35 protein-coding genes are annotated in these 23,074 nt (G+C 60.3%); 33 read left to right on the top strand and 2 right to left on the bottom strand.

Annotation, left to right across the window (positions count from 1 at the left end):
* Positions 1 to 14 precede the first annotated feature (14 nt).
* The 28 genes from rpsJ (at position 15) to BM364_RS08935 (ending at position 15,667) form a co-directional block, all read left to right on the top strand.
* Positions 15 to 323, top strand: coding sequence for a 30S ribosomal protein S10 (gene rpsJ / locus BM364_RS09070; protein ID WP_035080820.1), 309 nt, complete (start codon positions 15 to 17; stop codon positions 321 to 323).
* 144 nt (positions 324 to 467) lie between these two features.
* Positions 468 to 1,163 carry a 50S ribosomal protein L3 gene (rplC, locus tag BM364_RS09065; protein WP_092424029.1) on the top strand — a complete coding sequence of 232 codons (696 nt, stop codon included), beginning with the start codon at positions 468 to 470 and terminating at the stop codon, positions 1,161 to 1,163.
* Positions 1,164 to 1,784, top strand: coding sequence for a 50S ribosomal protein L4 (rplD, locus tag BM364_RS09060; protein WP_092423478.1), 621 nt, complete (start codon positions 1,164 to 1,166; stop codon positions 1,782 to 1,784).
* Positions 1,781 to 2,074: a 50S ribosomal protein L23 gene (locus BM364_RS09055; protein WP_046141109.1), complete on the top strand. Its 294-nt coding sequence runs from the start codon at positions 1,781 to 1,783 to the stop codon at positions 2,072 to 2,074. The genes rplD and BM364_RS09055 overlap by 4 nt, the downstream gene beginning before the upstream one ends.
* An 18-nt stretch (positions 2,075 to 2,092) precedes the next feature.
* Positions 2,093 to 2,932, top strand: a complete 840-nt coding sequence (gene rplB / locus BM364_RS09050) for a 50S ribosomal protein L2 (RefSeq protein ID WP_092423476.1) — start codon at positions 2,093 to 2,095, stop codon at positions 2,930 to 2,932.
* 3 nt (positions 2,933 to 2,935) lie between these two features.
* The gene (rpsS, locus tag BM364_RS09045; protein WP_046141107.1) at positions 2,936 to 3,214 is read left to right on the top strand and encodes a 30S ribosomal protein S19; all 279 of its coding nucleotides are present in this window, start codon (positions 2,936 to 2,938) and stop codon (positions 3,212 to 3,214) included.
* Between the two features lies 1 nt (position 3,215).
* Positions 3,216 to 3,596 carry a 50S ribosomal protein L22 gene (gene rplV, locus BM364_RS09040; protein ID WP_067453330.1) on the top strand — a complete coding sequence of 127 codons (381 nt, stop codon included), beginning with the start codon at positions 3,216 to 3,218 and terminating at the stop codon, positions 3,594 to 3,596.
* Complete coding sequence (gene rpsC / locus BM364_RS09035; protein WP_092423475.1) at positions 3,596 to 4,333, top strand: 30S ribosomal protein S3; 738 nt, start codon at positions 3,596 to 3,598, stop codon at positions 4,331 to 4,333. The genes rplV and rpsC overlap by 1 nt, the downstream gene beginning before the upstream one ends.
* Before the next feature lie 15 nt (positions 4,334 to 4,348).
* Positions 4,349 to 4,762, top strand: coding sequence for a 50S ribosomal protein L16 (gene rplP / locus BM364_RS09030; protein ID WP_092423473.1), 414 nt, complete (start codon positions 4,349 to 4,351; stop codon positions 4,760 to 4,762).
* Positions 4,763 to 4,773: 11 nt separating this feature from the next.
* Positions 4,774 to 4,968, top strand: coding sequence for a 50S ribosomal protein L29 (rpmC, locus tag BM364_RS09025; RefSeq protein WP_035080840.1), 195 nt, complete (start codon positions 4,774 to 4,776; stop codon positions 4,966 to 4,968).
* Positions 4,969 to 4,980: 12 nt separating this feature from the next.
* Positions 4,981 to 5,214 carry a 30S ribosomal protein S17 gene (gene rpsQ, locus BM364_RS09020; protein ID WP_035080842.1) on the top strand — a complete coding sequence of 78 codons (234 nt, stop codon included), beginning with the start codon at positions 4,981 to 4,983 and terminating at the stop codon, positions 5,212 to 5,214.
* Positions 5,215 to 5,283: 69 nt separating this feature from the next.
* Entirely contained in the window at positions 5,284 to 5,652 is a 369-nt protein-coding gene (gene rplN, locus BM364_RS09015) for a 50S ribosomal protein L14 (protein WP_092423471.1), read from the top strand.
* Entirely contained in the window at positions 5,652 to 5,963 is a 312-nt protein-coding gene (gene rplX / locus BM364_RS09010; RefSeq protein WP_092423469.1) for a 50S ribosomal protein L24, read from the top strand. The genes rplN and rplX overlap by 1 nt, the downstream gene beginning before the upstream one ends.
* Complete coding sequence (rplE, locus tag BM364_RS09005) at positions 5,956 to 6,513, top strand: 50S ribosomal protein L5 (protein WP_092423467.1); 558 nt, start codon at positions 5,956 to 5,958, stop codon at positions 6,511 to 6,513. Before rplX ends, rplE begins: the two co-directional genes overlap by 8 nt.
* Before the next feature lie 30 nt (positions 6,514 to 6,543).
* Positions 6,544 to 6,849, top strand: coding sequence for a 30S ribosomal protein S14 (gene rpsN, locus BM364_RS09000; protein ID WP_092423465.1), 306 nt, complete (start codon positions 6,544 to 6,546; stop codon positions 6,847 to 6,849).
* A gap of 13 nt (positions 6,850 to 6,862) precedes the next feature.
* Complete coding sequence (gene rpsH, locus BM364_RS08995) at positions 6,863 to 7,261, top strand: 30S ribosomal protein S8 (RefSeq protein WP_061906827.1); 399 nt, start codon at positions 6,863 to 6,865, stop codon at positions 7,259 to 7,261.
* Positions 7,262 to 7,445: 184 nt separating this feature from the next.
* Complete coding sequence (gene rplF, locus BM364_RS08990; protein WP_092423463.1) at positions 7,446 to 7,979, top strand: 50S ribosomal protein L6; 534 nt, start codon at positions 7,446 to 7,448, stop codon at positions 7,977 to 7,979.
* Positions 7,980 to 7,991: 12 nt separating this feature from the next.
* Positions 7,992 to 8,354: a 50S ribosomal protein L18 gene (rplR, locus tag BM364_RS08985; RefSeq protein WP_092423461.1), complete on the top strand. Its 363-nt coding sequence runs from the start codon at positions 7,992 to 7,994 to the stop codon at positions 8,352 to 8,354.
* A gap of 21 nt (positions 8,355 to 8,375) precedes the next feature.
* Entirely contained in the window at positions 8,376 to 8,909 is a 534-nt protein-coding gene (gene rpsE, locus BM364_RS08980) for a 30S ribosomal protein S5 (protein WP_092423459.1), read from the top strand.
* A 22-nt stretch (positions 8,910 to 8,931) separates the two neighbouring features.
* Positions 8,932 to 9,120, top strand: coding sequence for a 50S ribosomal protein L30 (gene rpmD / locus BM364_RS08975; protein WP_092423457.1), 189 nt, complete (start codon positions 8,932 to 8,934; stop codon positions 9,118 to 9,120).
* Between the two features lie 17 nt (positions 9,121 to 9,137).
* Positions 9,138 to 9,641, top strand: coding sequence for a 50S ribosomal protein L15 (rplO, locus tag BM364_RS08970; protein WP_092423455.1), 504 nt, complete (start codon positions 9,138 to 9,140; stop codon positions 9,639 to 9,641).
* Positions 9,642 to 9,768: 127 nt separating this feature from the next.
* Positions 9,769 to 11,106, top strand: coding sequence for a preprotein translocase subunit SecY (secY, locus tag BM364_RS08965; protein WP_092423453.1), 1,338 nt, complete (start codon positions 9,769 to 9,771; stop codon positions 11,104 to 11,106).
* Positions 11,103 to 11,666, top strand: coding sequence for an adenylate kinase (locus BM364_RS08960; protein WP_092423451.1), 564 nt, complete (start codon positions 11,103 to 11,105; stop codon positions 11,664 to 11,666). Before secY ends, BM364_RS08960 begins: the two co-directional genes overlap by 4 nt.
* A gap of 175 nt (positions 11,667 to 11,841) precedes the next feature.
* Positions 11,842 to 12,210, top strand: coding sequence for a 30S ribosomal protein S13 (gene rpsM, locus BM364_RS08955; RefSeq protein WP_092423449.1), 369 nt, complete (start codon positions 11,842 to 11,844; stop codon positions 12,208 to 12,210).
* 156 nt (positions 12,211 to 12,366) lie between these two features.
* Positions 12,367 to 12,759: a 30S ribosomal protein S11 gene (gene rpsK, locus BM364_RS08950; RefSeq protein WP_035080867.1), complete on the top strand. Its 393-nt coding sequence runs from the start codon at positions 12,367 to 12,369 to the stop codon at positions 12,757 to 12,759.
* A 101-nt stretch (positions 12,760 to 12,860) separates the two neighbouring features.
* On the top strand, positions 12,861 to 13,880 hold the full coding sequence (locus BM364_RS08945; protein ID WP_092423447.1) for a DNA-directed RNA polymerase subunit alpha: 1,020 nt from the start codon (positions 12,861 to 12,863) through the stop codon (positions 13,878 to 13,880).
* 32 nt (positions 13,881 to 13,912) lie between these two features.
* A complete protein-coding gene (gene rplQ, locus BM364_RS08940) occupies positions 13,913 to 14,335 on the top strand; it encodes a 50S ribosomal protein L17 (protein WP_092423444.1) in 423 nt (140 codons plus the stop codon).
* Between the two features lie 297 nt (positions 14,336 to 14,632).
* Entirely contained in the window at positions 14,633 to 15,667 is a 1,035-nt protein-coding gene (locus BM364_RS08935; RefSeq protein WP_175528529.1) for an NAD-dependent epimerase/dehydratase family protein, read from the top strand.
* Here BM364_RS08935 and BM364_RS08930 read toward each other — a convergent pair.
* Positions 15,645 to 16,190 (bottom strand): P-loop NTPase family protein, encoded by a 546-nt coding sequence (locus BM364_RS08930; protein ID WP_092423440.1) that lies wholly within the window; start codon positions 16,188 to 16,190, stop codon positions 15,645 to 15,647. The genes BM364_RS08935 and BM364_RS08930 overlap by 23 nt on opposite strands.
* 357 nt (positions 16,191 to 16,547) lie before the next feature.
* Positions 16,548 to 17,732 (bottom strand): type III PLP-dependent enzyme domain-containing protein, encoded by a 1,185-nt coding sequence (locus BM364_RS08925; RefSeq protein WP_175528528.1) that lies wholly within the window; start codon positions 17,730 to 17,732, stop codon positions 16,548 to 16,550.
* Between the two features lie 242 nt (positions 17,733 to 17,974).
* On the opposite strand from BM364_RS08925, the gene BM364_RS08920 reads away from it, so the two are divergent.
* The 5 genes from BM364_RS08920 to BM364_RS08900 all read left to right on the top strand — a co-directional run bounded on the left by BM364_RS08920 (position 17,975) and on the right by BM364_RS08900 (position 23,074).
* Positions 17,975 to 19,456, top strand: a complete 1,482-nt coding sequence (locus BM364_RS08920; protein WP_092423434.1) for a Do family serine endopeptidase — start codon at positions 17,975 to 17,977, stop codon at positions 19,454 to 19,456.
* A gap of 205 nt (positions 19,457 to 19,661) precedes the next feature.
* The gene (locus BM364_RS08915) at positions 19,662 to 20,990 is read left to right on the top strand and encodes a replication-associated recombination protein A (protein WP_092423433.1); all 1,329 of its coding nucleotides are present in this window, start codon (positions 19,662 to 19,664) and stop codon (positions 20,988 to 20,990) included.
* Positions 20,991 to 21,039: 49 nt separating this feature from the next.
* The gene (gene crcB, locus BM364_RS08910) at positions 21,040 to 21,423 is read left to right on the top strand and encodes a fluoride efflux transporter CrcB (protein ID WP_092423431.1); all 384 of its coding nucleotides are present in this window, start codon (positions 21,040 to 21,042) and stop codon (positions 21,421 to 21,423) included.
* Positions 21,420 to 22,409 (top strand): RluA family pseudouridine synthase, encoded by a 990-nt coding sequence (locus BM364_RS08905; RefSeq protein ID WP_092423429.1) that lies wholly within the window; start codon positions 21,420 to 21,422, stop codon positions 22,407 to 22,409. The genes crcB and BM364_RS08905 overlap by 4 nt, the downstream gene beginning before the upstream one ends.
* Positions 22,406 to 23,074: an HAD-IA family hydrolase gene (locus BM364_RS08900; protein WP_092423427.1), complete on the top strand. Its 669-nt coding sequence runs from the start codon at positions 22,406 to 22,408 to the stop codon at positions 23,072 to 23,074. The genes BM364_RS08905 and BM364_RS08900 overlap by 4 nt, the downstream gene beginning before the upstream one ends.

Genomic DNA, 23,074 nt, shown 5'->3' with positions numbered 1-23,074 from the left:
CAGGATTTGAGAAGATGAACGGTCAGAATATCCGCATCCGCCTCAAGGCGTTTGACCATCGCGTGCTCGATACGTCGACCCGCGAGATCGTCAACACCGCCAAGCGCACGGGTGCCCAGGTTCGCGGTCCGATTCCGCTGCCGACCCGCATCGACAAGTTCACCGTCAACCGCTCGCCGCACATCGACAAGAAGGCGCGTGAGCAGTTCGAGATCCGGACCCACAAGCGTCTGCTTGACATTGTGGACCCGACTCCCCAGACGGTCGATGCCCTCATGAAGCTCGATCTCGCCGCCGGCGTCGACGTCGAAATCAAGCTCTAAGCCCGGTCCAGATGGTGCAACGCCGGTCGGAATAACCGCGCTGCCCAGGACCAGACTACCGACTACAAAGATATTCCGCGCCTGCCGCTAAAGGGGTCCTCTGAAACCATGACCCGGCAGAGCGCCAACAAGAAGGTAAAACCGATGCGTTCTGGATTGATCGCACAGAAGCTGGGGATGACCCGCATCTTCGCCGAGGACGGCTCGCACGTTCCGGTCACGGTGCTGGCTCTGCAGAACTGCCAGGTGGTTGGACAGCGTACCGTCGAAAAGGACGGCTATGTTGCACTCCAGCTCGGCGCAGGCCAGGCCAAGGCCAAGAATGTCTCGAAAGCTGAGCGCGGCCAGTACGCCGTCGCTAAGGTCGAGCCGAAGCGTCATGTCGCCGAATTCCGCGTCGACGCTGAAAACCTCATCGAGGTTGGTGCCACCCTGAAGGCGGATCACTTCGCCGAGGGCCAGCTTGTCGACGTCACGGGTACGTCGATCGGTAAGGGTTTTGCCGGTGGTATGAAGCGCTGGAACTTCGGTGGTCTGCGTGCTTCCCACGGTGTGTCCGTTTCCCACCGTTCCATCGGTTCGACCGGTGGCCGTCAGGACCCGGGCAAGACCTTCAAGAACAAGAAGATGCCGGGCCACATGGGTGACCGCCGCATCACCACGCAGAACGTCAAGGTCGTCAAGACCGATGTTGAGCGTGGTCTGATCCTCATCCAGGGCTCGGTCCCGGGTGCCAAGGGCGCCTGGATCATGGTCAAGGACGCCGTCAAGAAGCCGGCTCCCGCCAACGTTGTCCTGCCCGGCTCGTTCGAGGCCGCTGCTGCGGGAGAAGCGAAGTAAATGGAACTCAAGGTAACCACACTCGACGGTAAGTCCGCCGGTACGGTCGATCTCAAGGACGACGTCTTCGGTCTCGAAGTTCGTCCCGATATCCTCCACCGCATGGTTCGCTACCAGCAGCTCAAGGCCATGGCCGGCACGCATGACGTGAAGAACCGGTCGGAAGGCGCGCGCACGGGCAAGAAGTTCGTGAAGCAGAAGGGCTCGGGCGGCGCTCGTCACGGCGATCGCAAGGCTCCCCAGTTCCGTGGTGGTGGCCGTGCATTCGGTCCGACCCCGCGCAGCCATGCCATCGACCTTCCCAAGAAGGTTCGCGTCCTGGCGCTCAAGCATGCTCTCTCGTCCAAGGCCAAGAATGGTTCGCTGATCGTCGTCGACAGCGTCGCACAGCAGGAAGCCAAGACGGCTGCACTGCGCACCACTTTCGGCAAGCTCGAATGGGCAAGCGCACTGATCATCGATGGTGCAGCAGTTGACCAGAACTTTGCTCTGGCCGCTCGCAACATCCCGAACATCGACGTGCTGCCGATCCAGGGGATCAACGTTGTTTCGATCCTGAAGCGCGACAAGCTCGTCCTGACCAAGGCAGCGCTCGAAGCGCTCGAAGCGAGGTTCGCATGAACAAGCTTGCCGCTTACGATATCGTCCGTAACCCCGTCGTGACCGAAAAGTCGACGATGGCTTCGGAATACAACCAGGTCGTCTTCGACGTGGCGATCGATGCCAGCAAGACCGAGATCAAGGCCGCTGTCGAGCAGCTCTTCTCGGTCAAGGTCAAGGCAGTGAACACCCTGGTCCGCAAGGGCAAGGTGAAGCGCTTCCGCGGCAAGATTGGTGTCCGCAACGACGTCAAGAAGGCCATCGTGACCCTCGTCGACGGCCAGTCGATCGATATTTCGACCGGCCTCTAAGGGACAAGAGACAGCAAAATGGCTCTAAAGACTTATAATCCCACCTCCGAAGGCCGTCGTACCCTGATCACGACCGACCGTTCGGAACTCTGGAAGGGCGCTCCGGTCAAGGCTTTGACCGAAGGCCTGAGCAAGAAGGGTGGCCGCAACAATACCGGTCGCATCACCGCGTTCCATCGTGGTGGCGGTCACAAGCGCAGCTACCGCATGATCGACTTCAAGCGCGTGAAGTTCGACGCAGTCGGGACGATCGAACGTCTCGAATACGATCCGAACCGCACCGCCTGGATCGCTCTGGTGAAGTACGAAGATGGCGAACTCGCCTATATCGTGGCTCCCCAGCGTCTGGCTGCCGGCGACAAGGTCATCTCTTCGATGAACGGCGCGGACGTGAAGCCGGGCAATGCCATGCCGCTCGAGCGCATGCCGGTCGGCACCATCGTGCACAACGTCGAACTCAAGCCCCGCAAAGGTGGCCAGATCGCTCGTTCTGCCGGTGCCTATGCTCAGTATGTCGGCCGTGACCAGGGTTGGGCGATCCTTCGCCTCAATTCGGGCGAGCAGCGCCGCGTCCATGGTTCGTGCCTCGCCACCGTTGGTGCGGTGTCCAACCAGGACCACGCCAACACTTCGCTCGGCAAGGCTGGTCGCAACCGTTGGCTCGGCCGCAAGCCGGTCAACCGCGGCGTGACCATGAACCCGGTCGACCACCCGCATGGTGGTGGTGAAGGCCGTACCTCTGGTGGCCGTCACCCGGTTTCTCCGTGGGGCAAGCCGACCAAGGGCAAGCGCACACGTTCTAACAAGGCAACGGACAAGTTCATCGTTCGCAGCCGTCACGTGAAGAAGGGCAGGTAAGTCATGACCCGTTCAGTTTGGAAGGGGCCGTTCGTCGACGGCTATCTGCTCAAGAAGGCCGAGAAGGCCCAGACCTCTGGCCGCAACGATGTGGTCAAGATCTGGTCGCGCCGCTCGACCATTCTGCCGCAGTTTGTCGGCATCACGTTCGGCGTGCACAACGGTCAGAAGCATGTTCCGGTGAACGTCACCGAAGACATGATCGGCCACAAGTTTGGCGAGTTTGCCCCGACCCGTACCTATTACGGTCACGCGGCCGACAAGAAGGCCAAGAGGAAGTAAGATGAGCAAGCCAAAGACTGAGCGCGCTCTCAAGGATAACGAGGCCAAGGCTGTTCTGCGCATGCTGCGCATCAGCCCTCAGAAGCTGAACCTCGTCGCGCAGTTGATCCGTGGCAAGAAAGTCGAGCGTGCCCTGGCCGATCTCGAATTCAGCCACAAGCGCATCTCCGGCCAGGTCAAGAAGGTGCTCGAGAGCGCCATCGCCAATGCCGAGAACAACCATGGCCTCGATACCGACGCTCTCGTCGTTGCCGAAGCCTATGTTGGCAATTCGCTTGTCATGAAGCGCTTCACCGCTCGTGGCCGCGGCCGTTCGTCCCGGATCGAGAAGCCCTTCTCGCATCTGACGATCGTCGTCCGGCAAGTTGAGGAGGCCGCATAATGGGCCAGAAGATCAATCCCATCGGCTTCCGCCTGGGCATCAACCGCACCTGGGACAGCCGCTGGTTCGCCAACAAGGGCGAATACGGCACGCTGCTTCAGGAAGACCTCAAGATCCGCACCATGCTGATGAAGGATCTCAAGGCCGCTGCGGTCTCCAAGATCGTCATCGAGCGTCCGCACCGCAAGTGCCGCGTGTCGATCCACACCGCCCGTCCGGGCATCGTGATCGGCAAGAAGGGCGCGGACATCGACAAGATCCGCGCCAAGGTCAAGAAGTTCACCGACTCGGAAGTGCACATCAACATCGTTGAAGTGCGCAAGCCCGAGACCGATGCGACCCTCGTTGCCCAGGGCATTGCCCAGCAGCTGGAGCGCCGCGTGGCCTTCCGTCGTGCCATGAAGCGCGCCGTGCAGACCGCAATCCGCATGGGTGCCGGTGGTATCCGTGTCAACGTTGGTGGCCGTCTTGGCGGCGCCGATATCGCTCGTACCGAATGGTACCGCGAAGGCCGTGTGCCGCTGCACACCCTGCGCGCCGATATCGACTACGGTACGGCAGAAGCTGAAACCACCTACGGGATCATCGGTATCAAGGTTTGGGTCTTCAAAGGCGAAGTCCTTGAGCACGATCCTTCCGCTCACGAGCGCCGCGCCACCGAAGGTGGTGAAGGTGGCCAGCGTAGCGAACGCGAACCGCGCCGTGAGCGTGGCGATCGCGACCGCGAACGCGCATAAGAAGGTTGAACCACTATGCTGCAACCGAAACGTACTAAGTTCCGCAAGGCCCATAAGGGCCGCATCCATGGCCTGGCCAAGGGTGGCACGGATCTGGCATTCGGCTCCTACGCACTCAAGGCCACCGAGCCAGAGCGCGTTACCGCCCGCCAGATCGAAGCGGCCCGTCGCGCGATCACTCGTGAGATGAAGCGTCAGGGCCGTGTCTGGATCCGGATTTTCCCGGATGTGCCGGTCTCCAAGAAGCCGACCGAAGTCCGTATGGGTAAGGGTAAGGGCTCCGTGGAATACTGGGCAGCGCGCGTAAAGCCGGGGCGCATCGTTTTTGAGATTGACGGAGTGCCCGAAGACGTTGCAAAGGAGGCGCTTCGCCTCGGAGCAATGAAGTTGCCGATCACCACGCGCATCGTTACGCGCATTGTCGACTAAGGAACACGAGCATGAAAGCCAGTGATGTGCGGAGCAAAACCGCAGACGAACTGAAAGATCAGCTCGTCGACCTCAAGAAAGAACAGTTCAACCTGCGTTTCCAGCGTGCTACCCAGCAGCTGGAAAAGCCGGCCCGGGTCAAGGAAGTCCGTCGCGATATCGCGCGGATCAAGACCATCCTCGGCCAAAAGAACGCAGCTAAGTAAGGAATCGATCCCATGCCAAAGCGCGTTCTGCAGGGGACTGTAGTCTCCGACGCTAACGAAAAGACGATCGTCGTTCGTGTCGAGCGCCGTTTCACGCACCCGCTTCTCAAGAAGACGGTGCGCCGGTCCAAGAAGTATCACGCTCACGATGAAGCTAATGTGGCAAAAGTCGGTGACGTGGTGTGGATCGAAGAGACCGCACCGATCAGCAAGAACAAGCGTTGGACGCTCGTTCCGTCTGCGTAAGAGAATTTTTTGAATTAGGTCGGCGAGCCGGATGACGGTGAAGCCGGTTCAACTAGAAGGCATCCAGTTATGATCCAGATGCAGTCCAATCTCGACGTCGCGGATAATTCCGGCGCCAAGCGAGTTATGTGCATCAAGGTGCTGGGCGGCTCACATCGCAAATACGCCTCGGTCGGCGACATCATTGTCGTTTCGGTCAAGGACGCTATTCCGCGTGGCCGCGTTAAGAAGGGCCAGGTGATGAAGGCTGTTGTGGTTCGCACCGCAACCGACATCCGCCGCCCCGATGGCACCGTCATCCGTTTTGACAAGAACGCCGCGGTTCTGATCAACAATCAGAAAGAACCCGTCGGCACCCGTATCTTCGGACCGGTTCCGCGTGAACTTCGCGCTCGCAACCACATGAAGATCATCTCGCTCGCCCCAGAGGTGCTATAATGGCCTCCAAGATCAAGAAGGGCGACAAGGTCGTCGTCCTGGCTGGTAAGGACAAGGGCAAGACCGGTCAGGTCCTCTCTGTCATCCCATCCGAAACCAAGGCGCTCGTCCAGGGTATCAACCTTGTGCGCAAGCACCAGAAGCAGACTGCCTCGCAGGATTCCGGCATCTTCACCAAGGAAGCGCCGATCCACCTGTCGAACCTGGCCGTCGCCGATGCCAACGGCAAGCCCACCCGCGTCGGTTTCCAGATTAAGGACGGCGTGAAGACTCGCGTCGCCAAGACGACGGGAGGCCAGATCGATGGCTGAGACCGCTTACGTTCCGCGTCTGCGCACTGTCTATGACGAGACGATCAAGGCTGAACTGACCAAGCAGTTCAACTACACCAACGTCATGCAGCTGCCCAAGATCGACAAGATCGTTCTGAACATGGGCGTTGGCGAAGCCGTCAACGACTCCAAGAAGGTCAAGTCGGCCGCTGCCGAGCTCGAAAAGATTGCTGGCCAGAAGCCGGTCATCACCCATGCTCGCAAGTCCATCGCAGGCTTCAAGGTCCGCGAAGACATGCCGCTCGGTGTGAAGGTGACGCTGCGCAAGACCCGCATGTACGAATTCCTGGACCGCCTGGTGACTATCGCCCTGCCGCGCGTCCGCGACTTCCGTGGCCTCAATCCGAACGCCTTCGATGGCCGTGGCAACTATGCCATGGGCATCAAGGAACACATCATTTTCCCCGAGATCAACTACGATCAGATCGATCAGGTCTGGGGTATGGATATCGTGATTGCCACGACGGCCAAGACGGACGATGAAGCCCGCGCTCTGCTGCGCGCTTTCAACTTCCCGTTCCGCCAGTAAGCAGGCAGGACAGGGAAAGAGGACCAGAACATGGCAAAGACCAGTTCCATCGAGAAGAACAACAAGCGCGCCGCCCTGGCGAAGCAGTATGCCGCAAAGCGTGCCGCTCTCAAGGCAACCGTCAAGGATCAGAGCGCGTCGATCGAAGAACGCTTCAAGGCCAGCCTCAAGCTGGCCGAGCTGCCGCGCAACTCCGCAAAGGTTCGCATTCGCAACCGTTGCGAAGTGTCCGGTCGCCCGCGTGGTTACTATCGCAAGCTCAAGATGAGCCGTATCGCCCTGCGTCAGCTGGGCAACCTGGGTCAGATCCCGGGTCTGGTGAAGTCGAGCTGGTAAGGAAGGACATAAAATGAGCTTTTCCGATCCCATCGGCGATATGCTGACCCGCATCCGCAACGCTCAGGAGCGTCGCCGGAATACCGTTTCGACCCCAGCCTCGACCCTTCGCGGTCGCGTGCTCGACGTTCTTCAGTCCGAGGGTTTCATCCGCGGCTACTCGGAGACCAAGTTCGAGAACGGTGCTGCCGAATACGAAATTGAACTCAAGTATTCGGACAATGAAGGCGTGATCCGCACCATCGAGCGCGTTTCCCGCCCCGGCCGCCGCGTTTATGCGTCGGTCAAGAATATTCCACAGGTGGCGAATGGCCTCGGCGTGTCGATCCTCTCCACCCCCAAGGGTGTGATGGCCGACCACGAAGCCAAGGCTGCCAATGTTGGTGGCGAGGTACTCTGCCGCGTCTTCTGATGCGTGTGGGCCCGAAGCTCAGTGAAGCACTTCAGGGATGAGTGGTATCCACTTTTCCGGTTGAATGTGCTGAGAAAACTGATAGGAGCGCGATCAACGTTTCTCGGAAACGCTGATCGGCTCTGTTTTCGGGCACCTTCACGCGCATCGGCTGCGCGGCAAGACGATTACTCAAGGATATAGAATGTCACGTACTGGCAAGAAACCGGTGGCCCCGGTTAATGGCGTTACGGTTACGATCAATGGTCGCACCGTCTCCGCCAAGGGCCCGAAGGGCGAACTGAGCCTGCAGCTCATGGATGTCGTCAATGTGGAGCAGGGCACCGACGGTCTCGTCGTTGTTCCGGCAAACGATACTCGTGAGGCTCGCGCCGCCTGGGGCACCACCCGCGCGCTGATCCAGAACATGGTCACCGGGGTGAGCGCTGGTTTCGAAAAGAAGCTGGCAATCCAGGGCGTTGGTTATCGCGCCGCCATGCAGGGCAAGGACGTCAAGCTCTCGCTCGGTTTCAGCCACGAAGTGATCTACAACGCGCCCCAGGGCATCACCCTGGCGGTTCCGGCTCCGACTGAGATCGTCATCACCGGCATCGACAAGCAGCAGGTCGGTCAGGTTGCGGCAGAGATCCGCGGCTGGCGTCCCCCCGAGCCCTACAAGGGCAAGGGCGTGCGTTACGCCGGCGAGCAGATCTTCCGCAAAGAAGGCAAGAAGAAGTAAGGAGCGCCACCTATGGCAATTTCTGCAAAAGGTGCGGACCGCCGCAAGGCTCGTGTCCGCAAGGCGCTCAAGGCTCGTGCCTTTGGTCGCCCCCGTCTCAGCGTTTTCCGCTCGGACAAGAACATCTACGCCCAGATCATCGACGACGCGAACGGTCGGACGCTGGCTGCAGCCTCCACTCTCGAGAAGGATGTGCGCGGCTCGCTCAAGAGCGGCGGCACTGCCGAGGCAGCAGCCGTTGTCGGCAAGCTGATCGCAGAGCGCGGTGTCAAGGCTGGCGTGGGCGAGGTCGTGTTCGACCGTGGCGCCTATATCTATCACGGCCGTGTTAAGGCCCTTGCAGATGCTGCCCGTGAGGGCGGTCTGCAGTTCTAACAACGGCGAGGAAGAAAAATTATGAGCAGAGACGTTCAGGAACGCGAAAGCGAGTTCGTCGATCGCCTGGTCCACATCAATCGTGTGGCCAAGGTTGTGAAGGGCGGCAAGCGCTTCGGCTTCGCAGCTCTCGTCGTTGTCGGTGACCAAAAGGGTCGCGTCGGTTTCGGTCACGGCAAGGCCCGTGAAGTTCCCGAGGCCATCCGCAAGGCAACCGAGCAGGCCAAGCGCCAGATGATCCGTGTGCCGCTGCGCGACGCACGCACGCTTCACCACGATATCACCGGCCGCCATGGCGCTGGCAAGGTGATCCTGCGTGCAGCCGTGCCGGGTACCGGTATCATCGCCGGTGGTCCGATGCGCGCCGTTTTCGAAACCCTTGGCATCAACGACATCGTTGCCAAGTCGACCGGCACCTCGAACCCCTACAACATGATCCGTGCGACTTTCGATGCGCTCAAGCGTGTCGACAGCCCGCGCGCCGTGGCTTCCCGCCGCGGTCTCAAGGTTTCCGAACTGCAGGCTCGCCGCGGCGAAGCTGCTGTCGAAGCCTGATCCGTAGGAACGGAGAAGCACAATGGCTGACAAGAAAACCATCACCGTCAAGCAGGTCGGTTCCCCGATCCGCCGCGAAAAGAGCCAGCGCGCGACCCTGATCGGTCTCGGGCTGAACAAGATGAACAAAGAGCGCGAGCTCGTTGATACGCCAGAAGTTCGCGGCATGATCAACAAGGTCCCGCATCTCGTTCGCGTCATCAGCGAATAAGAGGGAAGGCTCGACAAATGACTCGTTTGAACGATCTTCGCGATAATCCCGGCGCCAACAAGGTTCGCGTCCGCATCGGCCGTGGTATCGGCTCGGGCGTCGGCAAGACCGGTGGCCGTGGTGGCAAGGGCCAGACGGCCCGTGCCGGTGTTGCGATCAACGGCTTCGAAGGCGGCCAGATGCCCCTTCACATGCGTATGCCAAAGCGTGGCTTCAATGCTTGGAACCCCAAGGATTGGAACCAGGTCCGCATCGACCGCATCCAGGCCTATATCGACTCGGGCAAGCTGGACGCCAAGGGCGTCATCGATGCAGCGGCTCTGGTTGCTGCCGGCGTGATCCGCCGCGCCAAGGACGGCGTCCGTCTGATCGGCGCGGAAGGCTTCACCGCCAGCAAGGTGACCTTCAAGGTTGATTACGCAACCAAGGGTGCAGCGGCTGCCATCGAGGCTGCCGGTGGCAAGGTCGATCTGATCCCTGCCAAGGAAACCTGGAAGAAAACTCCTTACGCTGCCAAATAATTTGGCATGGCGCACCCGGCCTTTGGTCGGGTGTGCTTTTTTGGTTTGTTGCGCCAGGGCTGCACTCCTATATGCTCCCTGCGCGCTCCGAGCGCGCCTGGCCTAAAAAAGCCCTGGGGAGCGACATATGGCGTCCGCAGCCGAGCAACTTGCTCGCAATCTATCTTTTTCGACCTTTTCCAAGGCGAAAGCCCTGCAGCAGCGCATCTGGTTCACGCTAGGCGCGCTGCTTGTTTATCGTTTGGGCACCTTCATCCCGGTACCGGGCATCGATCCCGATGCGTTCCGGGCCACTTTCGAGCAGAGCCAGCAAGGCATCATCGGCATGTTCAACATGTTCTCCGGTGGCGCCGTGGAACGCATGGCGATCTTTGCTCTCAATCTCATTCCCTACATCACGGCCTCGATCGTCGTGCAGGTTGTCGCAACTGCGTCGCCCAAGCTTGAAGCCCTCAAGAAAGAGGGTGAGGCAGGGCGCCGCAAGATGAACCAGTACACGCGCTATCTGGCGGTCGTGTTCTGCGCCGTTCAGGCCTATGGCATTGCTGTTGGTCTTGAGGGCAGCCAGGGCGTCGTGCTTAATCCGGGCTGGTTCTTCCGTCTTTCGACCGTGATCACGCTGGTCGGCGGCACCATGTTCCTGATGTGGCTGGGTGAACAGATCACCTCGCGTGGCGTCGGCAATGGTATTTCGCTGATCATCTTCGCCGGCATCGTAGCGAACCTGCCGGCAACCATCGCCCAGACCCTGGAACTGAGCCGCACCGGCGCAATCCCTGGCTTTGCCGCGATTGGCATGATCTTCCTGGCTCTCATCGTGATTGCCGCGATCGTCTTCTTCGAGCGCGCCCAGCGCCGGCTGCTGATTCAGTATCCGAAGCGTCAGGTGGGCAATAAGATGTTCCAGGGCGACACTTCGCATCTGCCGCTTAAGCTCAATACATCAGGCGTTATTCCGGTGATTTTCGGCTCCTCGCTTCTCCTGCTGCCGGCGACCATCGCGTCCTTTGCAGCCCAGGGCGATGCACCCGGCTGGCTTACCACGGTAACGGCGCTTCTGGGCCGCGGGCAGCCGCTTTACCTGGCGCTCTTTGCCTTCTTCATCATCTTCTTCGCCTTCTTCTATACGGCGATCGTCTTCAATCCGACCGAGACTGCCGACAATCTGAAGCGCTCAGGCGGCTTCATTCCGGGCATTCGCCCGGGTGAACGGACTGCGCAGCACATCGACTATGTGTTGACGCGCATCACCGCTGTCGGTGCACTCTACCTCACGGTCGTGGCACTGATTCCGGAAGTGATGTTCTCTCAGCTTGCTGTCAGCCAGTTCATTGGTGGTACGTCTCTTTTGATCATGGTGACCGTTACTCTCGATACGGTCAGTCAGATCCAGAGCCACCTGGTGGCCCAGCAATATGAGGGGCTACTGAAGAAATCTCGCCTGGGAGGAGGCAAGCGTCGATGAGGTTGATCCTGTTGGGACCGCCAGGGGCGGGTAAGGGCACGCAGGCAAAGATTTTGGTTGAAGCCTTCGGCATACCGCAATTGTCCACTGGCGACATCCTGCGGGCAGCCATTGCCGCCCAGACACCCCTTGGCATTGAGGCCAAGGCCATAATGGACCGGGGAGATCTCGTGTCCGATTCCATCGTGAACGGCATTGTTTCCGAGCGAATCGATGCCGAAGATTGTAAGCCCGGTTTCATCCTCGATGGGTTTCCGCGCACCATTGCCCAGGCTCAGGCGCTCGATGGCATGCTGGCAGACAAGGGCCTCAAGCTCGATGCCGTCATCGAACTGACTGCCGATGCCGACGAACTGGTGCGCCGCGTGATCCAGCGGTCCAAGGACAGCAACCGTCCGGACGACAATCCGGAAGTGATCCGCAAGCGCCTCGATGTCTATCAGACAAGCACGGCGCCGCTGGTCGACTATTACAGCCAGCAGGGTCTGGTGAAGACAGTCGACGGCATGGAGCCGGTTGAATCGGTAACGACCGCGATCCGGTCTGCACTGGGTAAATGATTTTCGGGGAGGCGAGTGTTGACTTCGCCTTTTCGAATCCTTAAAGAACCGCACCAGTCTCATGGATTATTGGGCTGGGTTCGGTTCTCCACATTGGTTGGGGGCTGAAATCCGGTCCCTTGTTGTTTGAAAGACACCCGCCGTGATGGCGCGTGTTGAATGAAGGAGAGCAGACGTGGCTCGTATTGCTGGCGTCAATATCCCGACGAACAAGCGCGTGGTGATCGCGCTGCAGTACATTCACGGGATCGGCGAGAAGTTCGCCAAAGATATCACTACTCAGGTCGGTATTCCGGCCGAGCGCCGTGTCAATGAACTGACCGACGCCGAAGTGATCCAGATCCGTGAAGCGATCGACCGCGACTACGTCGTGGAAGGCGATCTTCGCCGTAGCGTTGCCATGAACATCAAGCGCCTGATGGATCTTGGTAACTACCGTGGCCTGCGCCACCGTCGTGGCCTGCCGGTCCGCGGTCAGCGGACCCACACCAATGCCCGCACCCGCAAGGGCCCGGCTAAGCCGATCGCTGGCAAGAAGAAGTAATTCCACGCCTGCGTTCTGCAGGCTGGCAAAATGAATTGGAAGCGGCGGATCCTGGTTTGGCCGAGCCCCGAAAGGGCAGGGGCCAGAACCTGATCCGCTTCTTCCGTGGTGGAGCTGCTGGAGCTACGGCAGCGCCGATACCCTCAGAGGACCTGAATGGCTAAGACTGATACCACGCGCATCCGCCGCAAGGAGCGCAAGAACATCACATCGGGCGTCGCACACGTGAACGCCTCCTTCAACAACACCATGATCACCATCGCCGACATGCAGGGCAACACGATTTCGTGGTCCTCTTCGGGCGTGATGGGTTTCAAGGGTTCGCGCAAGTCGACCCCTTATGCCGCTCAGGTTGCTGCGGAAGACGCTGCTAAGAAGGCTCAGGAACACGGCATGAAGACCCTCGAGGTCGAAGTGCGTGGTCCCGGTTCAGGCCGTGAATCTGCGCTGCGCGCTCTCCAGGCTGCCGGCTTCAACGTCACCTCGATCCGCGACGTGACCTCGATCCCGCACAACGGTTGCCGTCCGCGCAAGCGGCGCCGCGTCTAAAGACTAGACCACTTGGTAAACTCCTGGCCGCGCGGCCAGGGGTTCTATTGTGTTTGCGGCGGTGCGGTCCTCGGGGCCGCGAATTTGAAAGGACAAAAACCGTGACGATCCAGAGGAACTGGCAGGAACTGATCAAGCCGACCAAGCTGGAGATTGTTTCGGATGGCGCCGACTCGCGTCAGGCTTCGGTTGTTGCCGAACCGCTTGAGCGTGGCTATGGCCTTACCCTGGGCAATGCCCTGCGTCGCGTCTTGCTGTCGTCGCTTCAGGGCGCCGCAGTGACCGCTATCCAGATCGATGGCATTCTGCACGAATTCTCGTCCCTGCCGGGCGTGCGTGAAGACATCACCGACCTGGTGCTCAACGTCAAGGAAATCGCCATCAAGATGGGTGGCGAGGGCCCCAAGCGCCTCACTCTCTCCAAGCAGGGTCCGGGCTCCGTGACCGCTGGTGACATCAAGGTCTCCGGCGATATCGAAGTGCTGAACCCCGAACTCGTGATCTGCCATCTCGACGATGGTGCCGAGATCAACATCGAGTTCACAGTCAATACCGGCAAGGGCTATGTCCCGGCCGACAAGAACCGTCCGGAAGATGCGCCAATTGGCTATATTCCGGTCGACGCTCTGTTCTCGCCTGTGCGCCGCGTCAGCTACAAGGTTGATGCGACCCGTGCCGGTGAAAGCCTCGACAAGGACAAGCTGACGCTGTCGGTCGAAACCAATGGCGGCATTTCGCCTGAAGATGCCGTGGCTTATGCCGCGCGTATCCTTCAGGATCAGCTGTCGGTTTTCGTCAATTTCGAAGAGCCCACCAAGGAAAAGGCCCAGGACGCTGTCCCGGAACTCGCCTTCAACCCGGCGCTGCTCAAGAAGGTCGACGAGCTCGAGCTGTCGGTCCGTTCGGCCAACTGCCTCAAGAACGACAACATCGTCTATATCGGCGACCTCATCCAGAAGACGGAAGCCGAGATGCTGCGGACGCCGAACTTCGGCCGCAAGTCGCTCAATGAAATCAAGGAAGTCCTGGCACAGATGGGGCTTCATCTCGGGATGGACGTGGCCAACTGGCCGCCCGAGAACATCGATGACCTCGCCAAGCGCTACGAAGATCATTATTGATCCGGCGCCGCCAAGACTTTTAGGAGATACCCATGCGACACGGTAATCGCGGCCGCAAACTCAGCCGTACCGCTTCCCACCGCAAGGCCATGTTCGCCAACATGTCCGCTGCCCTGATCAAGCACGAGCAGATCGTTACCACGCTTCCCAAGGCCAAGGACCTGCGTCCGATCGTCGAAAAACTGATCACCCTCGGCAAGCGCGGCGACCTGCATGCTCGCCGCCAGGCCATCGCTCAGATCCGCGACGAAGCCCAGGTGGCAAAGCTCTTTGCCGTTCTCGGGCCCCGCTACGCCGAACGCCAGGGCGGTTACATCCGCATCCTCAAGGCCGGCTTCCGCTACGGCGACAACGCCCCGATGGCCGTGATTGAGTTCGTCGACCGCGACGTCGATGCCAAGGGCCAGGACTCCGGTCCGGTCCAGTACGATGAGAACGAAGCCGAAGCCGCGTAAGCGAAGCTTCAGCCAATCCGAATGGGCAGCCCCAGTGGCTGCCCTTTTTCTTTGCGCGTGTTTGTCAGATGGAAGCGACCCCTCACCCTGACCCGCTCCCCAAAGGGGCGAGGGGACGCAGGAAACGAAAGGCCTGTTTTCGTTCTAGCACCGATCGTTCGCCCATCGTCCCCTCGCCCCTCTGGGGAGAGGGTCAGGGTGAGGGGCCTGTCGGTCCGATCACATCTACCCATCATTTCCACCTTCCGGTTGCATCCGCCAGCGTGTAGGTGAAGGCTGGGAATGTGGGGGCACATCATGGACCGAATTCTCGTCACCGGCGCATCCGGCTTCGTGGCCAAGCACGTCATCGGCCAGCTCCTGAGCCTTGGCTACAAAGTACGCGGCACCGTGCGAGATCGCGCCAAGCTGCACAACATCCTCGCCGCCATGGATGAATTGGCGCCCGGTGCCGAGGATCGCCTCGAAATCGTCGGAGCCGACCTTCTCGACGACGCGGGTTGGCTAGAGGCCATGGAAGACGTTGCCGCCGTCATGCATGTCGCCACCGTCATCGTGGGCGAAGAACCAAAAGATCCCGCAGTCGTCATTCGCCCCGCCGTCGAGGGCACCGAACGCGTGCTGCGCTCGGCTCATGCCGCTGGCGTAACGCGCGTCATCATGACCTCTTCGATCGCCACGGTCGGCTATGGCCATGGCCACGAAAAGGGCAAGCGCACCTATAGCGAACTCGATTTCACCAATCTGAGCCAGATGCGTCGGCCCTGGGCCTATTGCACCGGCAAGACGCGCGCCGAGCAGGCGGCCTGGGCCTTTGCCAGCGGCAACAACATGGCCCTGACCACCATTCATCCCGGCGCTATTCTCGGCCCTGCCACCGATCCGCAAACCAGCATCTCGCTGCAAATGGTCGGGGGCCTACTCGATGGTTCCACCCCGGCCATGCCGCGCATTGGCTTTGCGATATCAGACGTGCGCGATGTGGCCGCCATGCATGTCGCTGCCTTGCGCAATCCGGAAAGCGCCGGTCACCGCTACCTCTGCACGGGTCCTTACCAAAGCTTTGAGGATGTCGCGACGATCCTGCGCAAGGCCTATCCCGATCATCCGATTACGGTGAAGACCGTGCCCGACTGGATCATGCGCGTCCTCGCGCGCCTTGGCGGCCCGGTCAGCCAGATCATCAACGATATCGGCAACGAAAAACACTACGACGCCACGAAAGGCGAACGCCTGCTCGGCCGCCCCCTACATACCCCGGAGCAAGCCATCCTCAGCGCCGCCGAAAGCCTGATCCGTTTCGATCTGATCAAGCTGAAAAAGGCAAGGTGAGGCCCCAGGCGCGATAGAGTTGGTCGAGCTCGCGCTGACCTCTGACGCAGACGAACGGCAAACCAGATGCGCTTGCTCTTTCACGCAGTTTGTCGCCAGACCGGCGCGTATGCCACAGCCAGTGGATCATCGTCCACTTGATGGAATCGCGATTTCCCTCGAGGGCACCTGCGCGATTGCGCCCGATCGTTCTGGTGAAATAACGCCAGTAACGCCGGGCCAGGCGGTCATCCAGAGCGATGATCCCCGTAGCGCGAGCTATACGAGCGGGCAGAACATCAGAATAATTGCCATCCATCACCCACTCTGGTGCCGCGATGGCTGCAGCATGAAGCGCGTGGAACTGTTCTTTCGTCCGAGCGACCCAATCCGTATGGGGAATATGATGCAGCAGGTCAACATGCACCACCGGCAGATCAAGTCTCTGACCAATCGCAACGGCCAGTGTCGATTTTCCCGAATTGGTCGGCCCGACGATCATGATCCGTCGGCCGAACCCCACCAGTGCCGGGACTTCTGTCATGCTGACCTCCGATTCAGGGTGTGAAGTACGAGTGCCAAGCCGTTGGAATGACTCACCCTTAGCGAAATACGTCGATCCCACACGCTACGCTTGTCAAAAGTTCGCCGACAAACGCGATATCAAACCCTCCCTTTGCGGGGAGGGGTGGATCTTCGGTTCGTAGCTCGCATACCCCACCTTAGCTTCCCCCTCTATAAGGGGGAGGGATCTGCCGGTTGCTCGCGAATATCAAGGCAAGAACCGCTCTGTCCCTCCCCCTTCTAGAGGGGGAGGCTAGGAGGGGGTTCTGCCACTCCCCACCTACGAAAAAGCCCGCTCCGAAACTAACCAGAGCGGGCTCCAAAAATGCCAAGAACCTTATTCCGCCGGTGCCATATCCTTGCCGGTATAAACGTCTTCCACCCAGAACTGGTCCCGACGGTCAAAGCCGTTGAACGGGGTCAACGAGGCCTGCGTATAAGCGCCCATCAGGCCGAATTCGATCCAGTCGTCCTCATCGATATCGGCCGGCAGGGTGAACACTTGCGGCAAGACGTCGTAGCTGTCGCAGGTCGGGCCCCAGATGGTGAATTCGCTGAACTCGGCATCGTTGTCGTGGATGCGCGGCCCGCGCCAGACGCGAACCGGCGGCGTGAAATGCATGAACTTGACTTCCATCAGCGAGCCATAGGCGCCATCGTTCACATAGACCGACTGTCCCCCGCGCTGATGCTTGACGCGCAGCAGCAGCGAAGTCGACGAGGTCACCAGCGCACGACCCGGCTCGATGATCAGCTCCGGCTTGTTCTTGTCACCAAAGTGGTCGGAAACGGCCTGGCTGATGGTCTCGAAATAATAGTCCATCGGCGGCGCTTCGCTGGTCGGGTAGGGGGCCGGATAGCCGCCTCCGATATTGAGGCGCTTGAGCTCGATCCCGCTTTCCTCGACAATCCGCGCCGCTGCCGCGATGTGCCGCTCATAGGCATAGGCATCTTCGCACTGCGAGCCGACATGGAAGCAAAGGCTTGGGGTATAGCCCATCTTCTCGACAGCGCTGACGATTTCGGCCGCGCCCTGTTCCATCACGCCGAACTTGATCCCGAAATCATAGGATTTCAGCGCCTTGCCCGCCTTGAACCGCGTCGTCACTTCCACGTCGCGGGAAGGCGAAACCACTGCGGCCAGCTGATCGAGCTGCTGGGGATGGTCGATGGTGAACGAGCGAACACCGAACTCTTCATAGGCGCGCTCGATTTCCCGCTTGTTCTTGATCGGATTGTTGTAGTGCATCACGGCGCCGGGCGCATGGTCGCGCACCAGTTCCATCTCGGTGTTCGAGGCAACGTCGAACGCCTTGAGACCCTCGCGGTGCAGCTGCGCGATGATGTGGGGCGAGGGGTTGCACTTGACCGCATAGGTCAGGAGCCCGTCAAAACCCTTCCGGAACACCTTTACCGCCCGATGCAGCTCCCTTTCGGAAAACAAAAAGGATGGAAAGTCCGGCGCCTCGGCCGCGATCAACGCGGAAGTGTTGGCGTAAACGGTCTTCGGCTCGTCAGTCATTGGACAACAGGCCTTTCGGGGCTGGAGAGGGAAGGGGGTTCGCGGCGCAGAGATCTTTCCAGTTCGTAAACGTCGCGAAATCGAGCGCTGCATATAGGGCCGTGCGACCCCTCGCGCAAACGTTTATTTGCCTTGGGAAACAACAATGTTCGAGCGTCATTTTCATGACAGAATCCGGGCGTTCTGCTCGGGCTGCGTCCGGATGGTCGATCGACCGTGAATCCGTAATCGAAGGTTTACCCATGTCTCTGCGAACGCTCGTCTTTTCGGGTCTTGCCGTTGGGCTCATCGCCATTGGCGGCACACTGGCTTTCTCTCCTTGGAACGCTCCGGGCGTCGCTCAGGTTCAACAGGTTGAGACACCCCTCCAAACGTCACCTTCCGCAGAGCCGCGCGCGGTGCCCCAAACCCAGGCGCAGGTGCAGTTGAGTTTTGCGCCGATCGTTCAGGCTGTCTCGCCTTCGGTGGTCAATGTCTATGCAACCCGTATCGAGGCGCAGTCGGCATCGCCCTTTGCCAGCGATCCCTTCTTTTCCCGCTTTTTCGGCGATCAGTATTTCCAGTCGCGCCCGCGCGAATCCCGCTCCCTTGGCTCAGGGGTCGTCGTTGATGGTTCGGGCGTCATCCTGACCAATTCGCACGTCATCAATGGCGCGACAGACGTACGCATCGCGCTGAGCGACGGACGTGAATTCGCCGTCGATACCGTAGTCGAAGATCAGCAAACCGACCTTGCTGTCCTGCGCGTGCGCGATACGCGCGGCGTGTCCTTCCCGGCCATCAGTTTTGCCAACAGCGACGATCTCCTGGTTGGCGACCTGGTCTTGGCCATCGGCAATCCCTTCGGTGTCGGGCAGACCGTCACGAGCGGCATCGTTTCCGCATTAGCGCGCACCGGCGTTGAAAGCTCCGACTACGAGTTCTTCATTCAGACCGACGCAGCCATCAATCCCGGCAATTCCGGCGGCGCCCTGGTCGACATGCAGGGGCGCCTGGTTGGCATAAATACCGCCATCTATTCCCAGAGCGGAGGGTCCGTCGGCATCGGTTTCGCCATTCCCGCCAACATGGCCAAGCTCGTTGCCGATGCCGGTGTCACGGGCGGCCAGATCGTCCGGCCCTGGTTCGGCGCCAAGATGCAGGCTGTCGATTCGGGCATAGCCGCCAGTCTTGGCATGGACGCACCTCATGGCGCCCTTATCACCGAGGTCGCCCCCGATGGTCCCGCCGCGCGCGCCGGTTTGCAGTCAGGGGACGTTATCCTGTCGGTCGACGGTCAGCGCGTCGATGATCCGAGCGCCTTCAACTTCCGCCTTGCCACCAAGCCGATCGGTCAGACCACCACGCTCGAGCGGCTGCGCGGCACATCTACCGATACCATCGACTTTCTCGTGGAAGCTGCACCTGCTCCTGCCGGCGATGCCATTGCCACCGTGTCGTCCGGTTCCCGTTTTTCGGGAGTCACCATCCGCCAGCTCGATCCTGCCCTGGCCGAGGCGCAGAACCTGCCCTACGACGCAACCGGCGTGCTGATCACTGCCATCGAGCCCAACTCGCCAGCAGACGCCATGGGCCTCCGCGTCAACGATGTGATCCTGGCTCTCAACAATGTCACCATCACCGATGCAAATACCTTCGCCGAAACCGCCACCCAGCGCGTCCGCACCTGGCAGATCATTTTCCAGCGTGACGGACGCGTAAGCCGCGCGATCGTGAGTGGCTGACGGCCGCTGAAACACGACTGTTCCCTCGTCCCTCTTGGGCGAGGGGACTATGCTAACGATCGACAGCAGAACCCAACCCGAACTCGATGCCATCCCCTCGTCCCTTTGGGGAGAGGGTTAGAGTGAGGGGCCTTACCCCCGATATCGACACTGACCTCCCCCAAAGCCGGATGCCATGACAACCGCACTCTGCTAATCATCTCCCATGTCCGACCTCTTTGCTGCCAACCCTTCCGAAACCGATAAGGCCCGCCCGCTGGCCGACCAGTTGCGCCCCCGCACCCTCGATGAGGTCATCGGCCAGACGCATTTGCTCGGCTCCGATGGCACATTGACCCGCATGCTGTCCTCTGGCCGCCTCGGTTCGCTCATCCTCTGGGGACCTCCGGGCACTGGCAAGACCACGGTTGCGCGTTTGCTCGCCGACCGCATCGGCTACCGGTTCGAGCAGATCTCGGCCATCTTCTCCGGAGTTGCCGATCTCAAGAAGGTGTTTGAAAAAGCTCGCTTCGAGCGTCTCTCCGGTCACCGCACGCTGCTCTTTGTTGATGAGATCCACCGGTTCAACCGGGCCCAGCAGGATAGCTTTCTGCCGGTCATGGAAGACGGCACGGTGGTCCTCGTCGGCGCGACCACGGAAAACCCTTCCTTTGAACTCAATGCCGCGCTTTTGTCGCGCAGTCAGGTTCTGCGGTTCGAATCGCTGGCGCAGCCCGATCTCGAACTTCTCCTCGAGCGCGCCGAAACTCTTCTCGGCTCGGCCCTGCCACTGACTTCGGAGGCGCGTCAGACTCTCCTGAGTCTCGCCGATGGGGATGGTCGCGCACTTCTGGGGCTCGTGGAGGAAGTCGTGACAACGGTTCGCGAAAACGAGACGCTTGATGCTAGCAATTTGCTAACAGTTGTGCAGCGTCGAGCGCCAATTTACGACAAAGCGCAGGACGGTCATTACAACCTGATTTCGGCCCTCCACAAGACCATCCGCGGTTCCGATCCAGACGCTGCGCTCTACTATTTCGCCCGCATGATCGATGCGGGCGAGGATCCGCTTTTCCTGGCTAGACGCTTGATTCGTATGGCTTCTGAGGACATCGGCAATGCCGATCCGCAGGCGCTTCCCCTCGCCATTGCAGGCCGCGATGCCTATCAGATGCTCGGTTCCCCCGAGGGCGAACTCTCCCTTGCGCAGGTCGTCGTTTATCTCGCCCTCGCGCCCAAGTCGAATGCCGTCTATACCGCCTTCAAAGCCGCGATTTCTCTCGCGAAATCAACCGGTTCGCCCATGCCGCCCAAGGTTATCCTCAACGCCCCCACCAAGATGATGAAGGGCGAAGGCTACGGAAGCGGCTACATCTATGATCACGATACACCAGAAGCTTTTTCCGGCCAGGAATACTTCCCGGAAAAGCTCGGTCGACAGGATTTCTACCATCCCGTCGAGCGGGGTTTCGAACGCGATCTGCGCAAGCGAATGGACTATTTCGCGCGCCTCCGCGCCGAAAAGGCGAGTTCTGCCAAGGATCTGGAGGAGTAATCCTCAAGCACCCACTGGTTTGCTATTCTGTTGAGAGGGCGTCGACAGCATGAACAGCTTCCTTCTTGTCGGCGCTGGCGGCGCGATCGGCGCCATCGCGCGCTATGGTCTCGCCCTGCTGGTCGGCCGCTTCTGGTCTGGGGATTTTCCTCTCGCAACGCTGCTGGCCAACGTCATCGGTTCATTCGCCATGGGCGTCTTCGTCGGTCTTATGGCAAAACTTATCCCCGCCGCACAAAACGAGCTGCGGCTCCTGGTGGCCGTGGGTCTGCTGGGCGGCTTCACCACCTTTTCCGCCTTCTCGCTCGACACGATCGTTCTTCTCCAGCGAGGCCAACTGCTTTCGGCCATCGCCTATGTCGCCTTGTCGGTTGTAGTTTGCCTCGTAGGCCTATATCTCGGCCTTTTGATAACCAGAGGCAGCCCCGCATGAGTGGCGTTCAACATCGGGAAGTCAGCGCAGACGAGGACGGCATCCGCCTCGATCGCTGGTTTGCCCGGCATTTTCCGCAGCTCGGCTTCGGCCGTCTGCAAAAGCTGATCCGCAATGGCGAGGTCCGCGTCGATAAGGCCAAGGTGGAAACCAGCACGCGCCTGGCCCAGGGCCAGACCGTCCGCATTCCGCCGATCGATGACCCCGGCACCGTGCGACCGGTTAAGGTCAACCAGGAGGATGTGAGATTTCTCAAGGACATAATCCTCTATGAGGATGATGATCTCTATGTCTTCAACAAGCCCCATGGCCTCGCCGTACAGGGCGGCAGCGGCACCACGCGCCACCTCGACGGTCTCCTGAAAAGCCTGCCGAACAAGCAGGGCGAAGCGCCGCGCCTGGTCCATCGTCTCGATCGCGACACCTCCGGCTGTCTCGTCGTCGCCAAGACCGCCGCTGCTGCGACCCATTTCGGCAAGATCTTCATGTCCCGCTCCGCGCGCAAGATCTACTGGGCTCTCGTTGCCGGCAATCCCACGCCTCGCCAAGGCGAGATTTCCTGCTTCCTTGCCAAGCGTGCCACCGAAGACGGCGAGCAGATGGTAGTGGTAAAAAACGGCACCCCCGGCGCTGTTCACTCGTCCAGTTATTATTCGACCACCGAGACAGCCAGCCGGCGCTTTGCCTGGGTCACGCTCAAACCCGTCACCGGCCGCACGCACCAGCTTCGAGTCCACATGGCGCAGCTCGGGACGCCCATCATCGGAGATCCGCGCTATTTCAACATCGAGAACTGGATGGCGGCGCCGGGCCTTGGCGAGGGATTGCACCTGCATGCCCGCCGCATTGCCTTGCCGCTGCGCAACGGCAAGCGACTCGATATCTCCGCGCCCCTGCCGCCGCATATGCGGGAAAGCTGGGATGCGCTTGGCTTTGATGCCGATCGCTACGACGTGCAGAACGCCGATCCGGAAGACGACGCATGAAGCTGATCATGTTCGACATGGATGGCACGCTGATCGACACCGAGGCGCTCATCACCGAACATATGACTTCAACTTTTGCGGGAGCAGGTCTTGAACCGCCGACCCCGGCAGAGGCGCGCCGCGTCATAGGCCTGTCCTTGCCTGTCGCGATAGCGCGTTTGCTCGGGGACAGCGAAGTGAGTTTGCAGGCCGAGAAGCTGGCGGACGACTATCGCAAACACTATCGTGCCTCGCTTGTGTCCGCCGAAGGCCGCGAGGGGCTGTTCCCCGGGGCTCGGGACGCGCTCGACATCCTTGCAGCCTGGCCCGACGTCATCCTCGGCATTGCGACCGGCAAAGGACTGCACGGCGTTCATCGCCTTACGAAACTGCACGGCATCGCCGGCCATTTCACCACGCTGCAGACGCCCGACCACAATCCCTCCAAGCCGCATCCGGGCATGATCGACCGTGCCATGCGCGAAACTGGCGCGGAAAAGCTCGAGACGGTCATGATCGGGGACACCACCTTCGATATCGAGATGGGCAAGGCGGCAGGCGTCAAAGCGATCGGGGTGACCTGGGGTTATCATGAGCCCGAAGAATTGGCCGCCGCTGGTGCCGACCTGCTGATCGACAGTTATGCCGATCTCCCCGCAGCCATCAAACAGCTACTGGAATCATAA

It is taken from the genome of Devosia crocina, assembly GCF_900116545.1.
Taxonomy (GTDB): domain Bacteria; phylum Pseudomonadota; class Alphaproteobacteria; order Rhizobiales; family Devosiaceae; genus Devosia; species Devosia crocina.
Note: the sequence above shows the minus strand (reverse complement) of the source record. Positions and strands in the feature narration are given on the sequence as shown.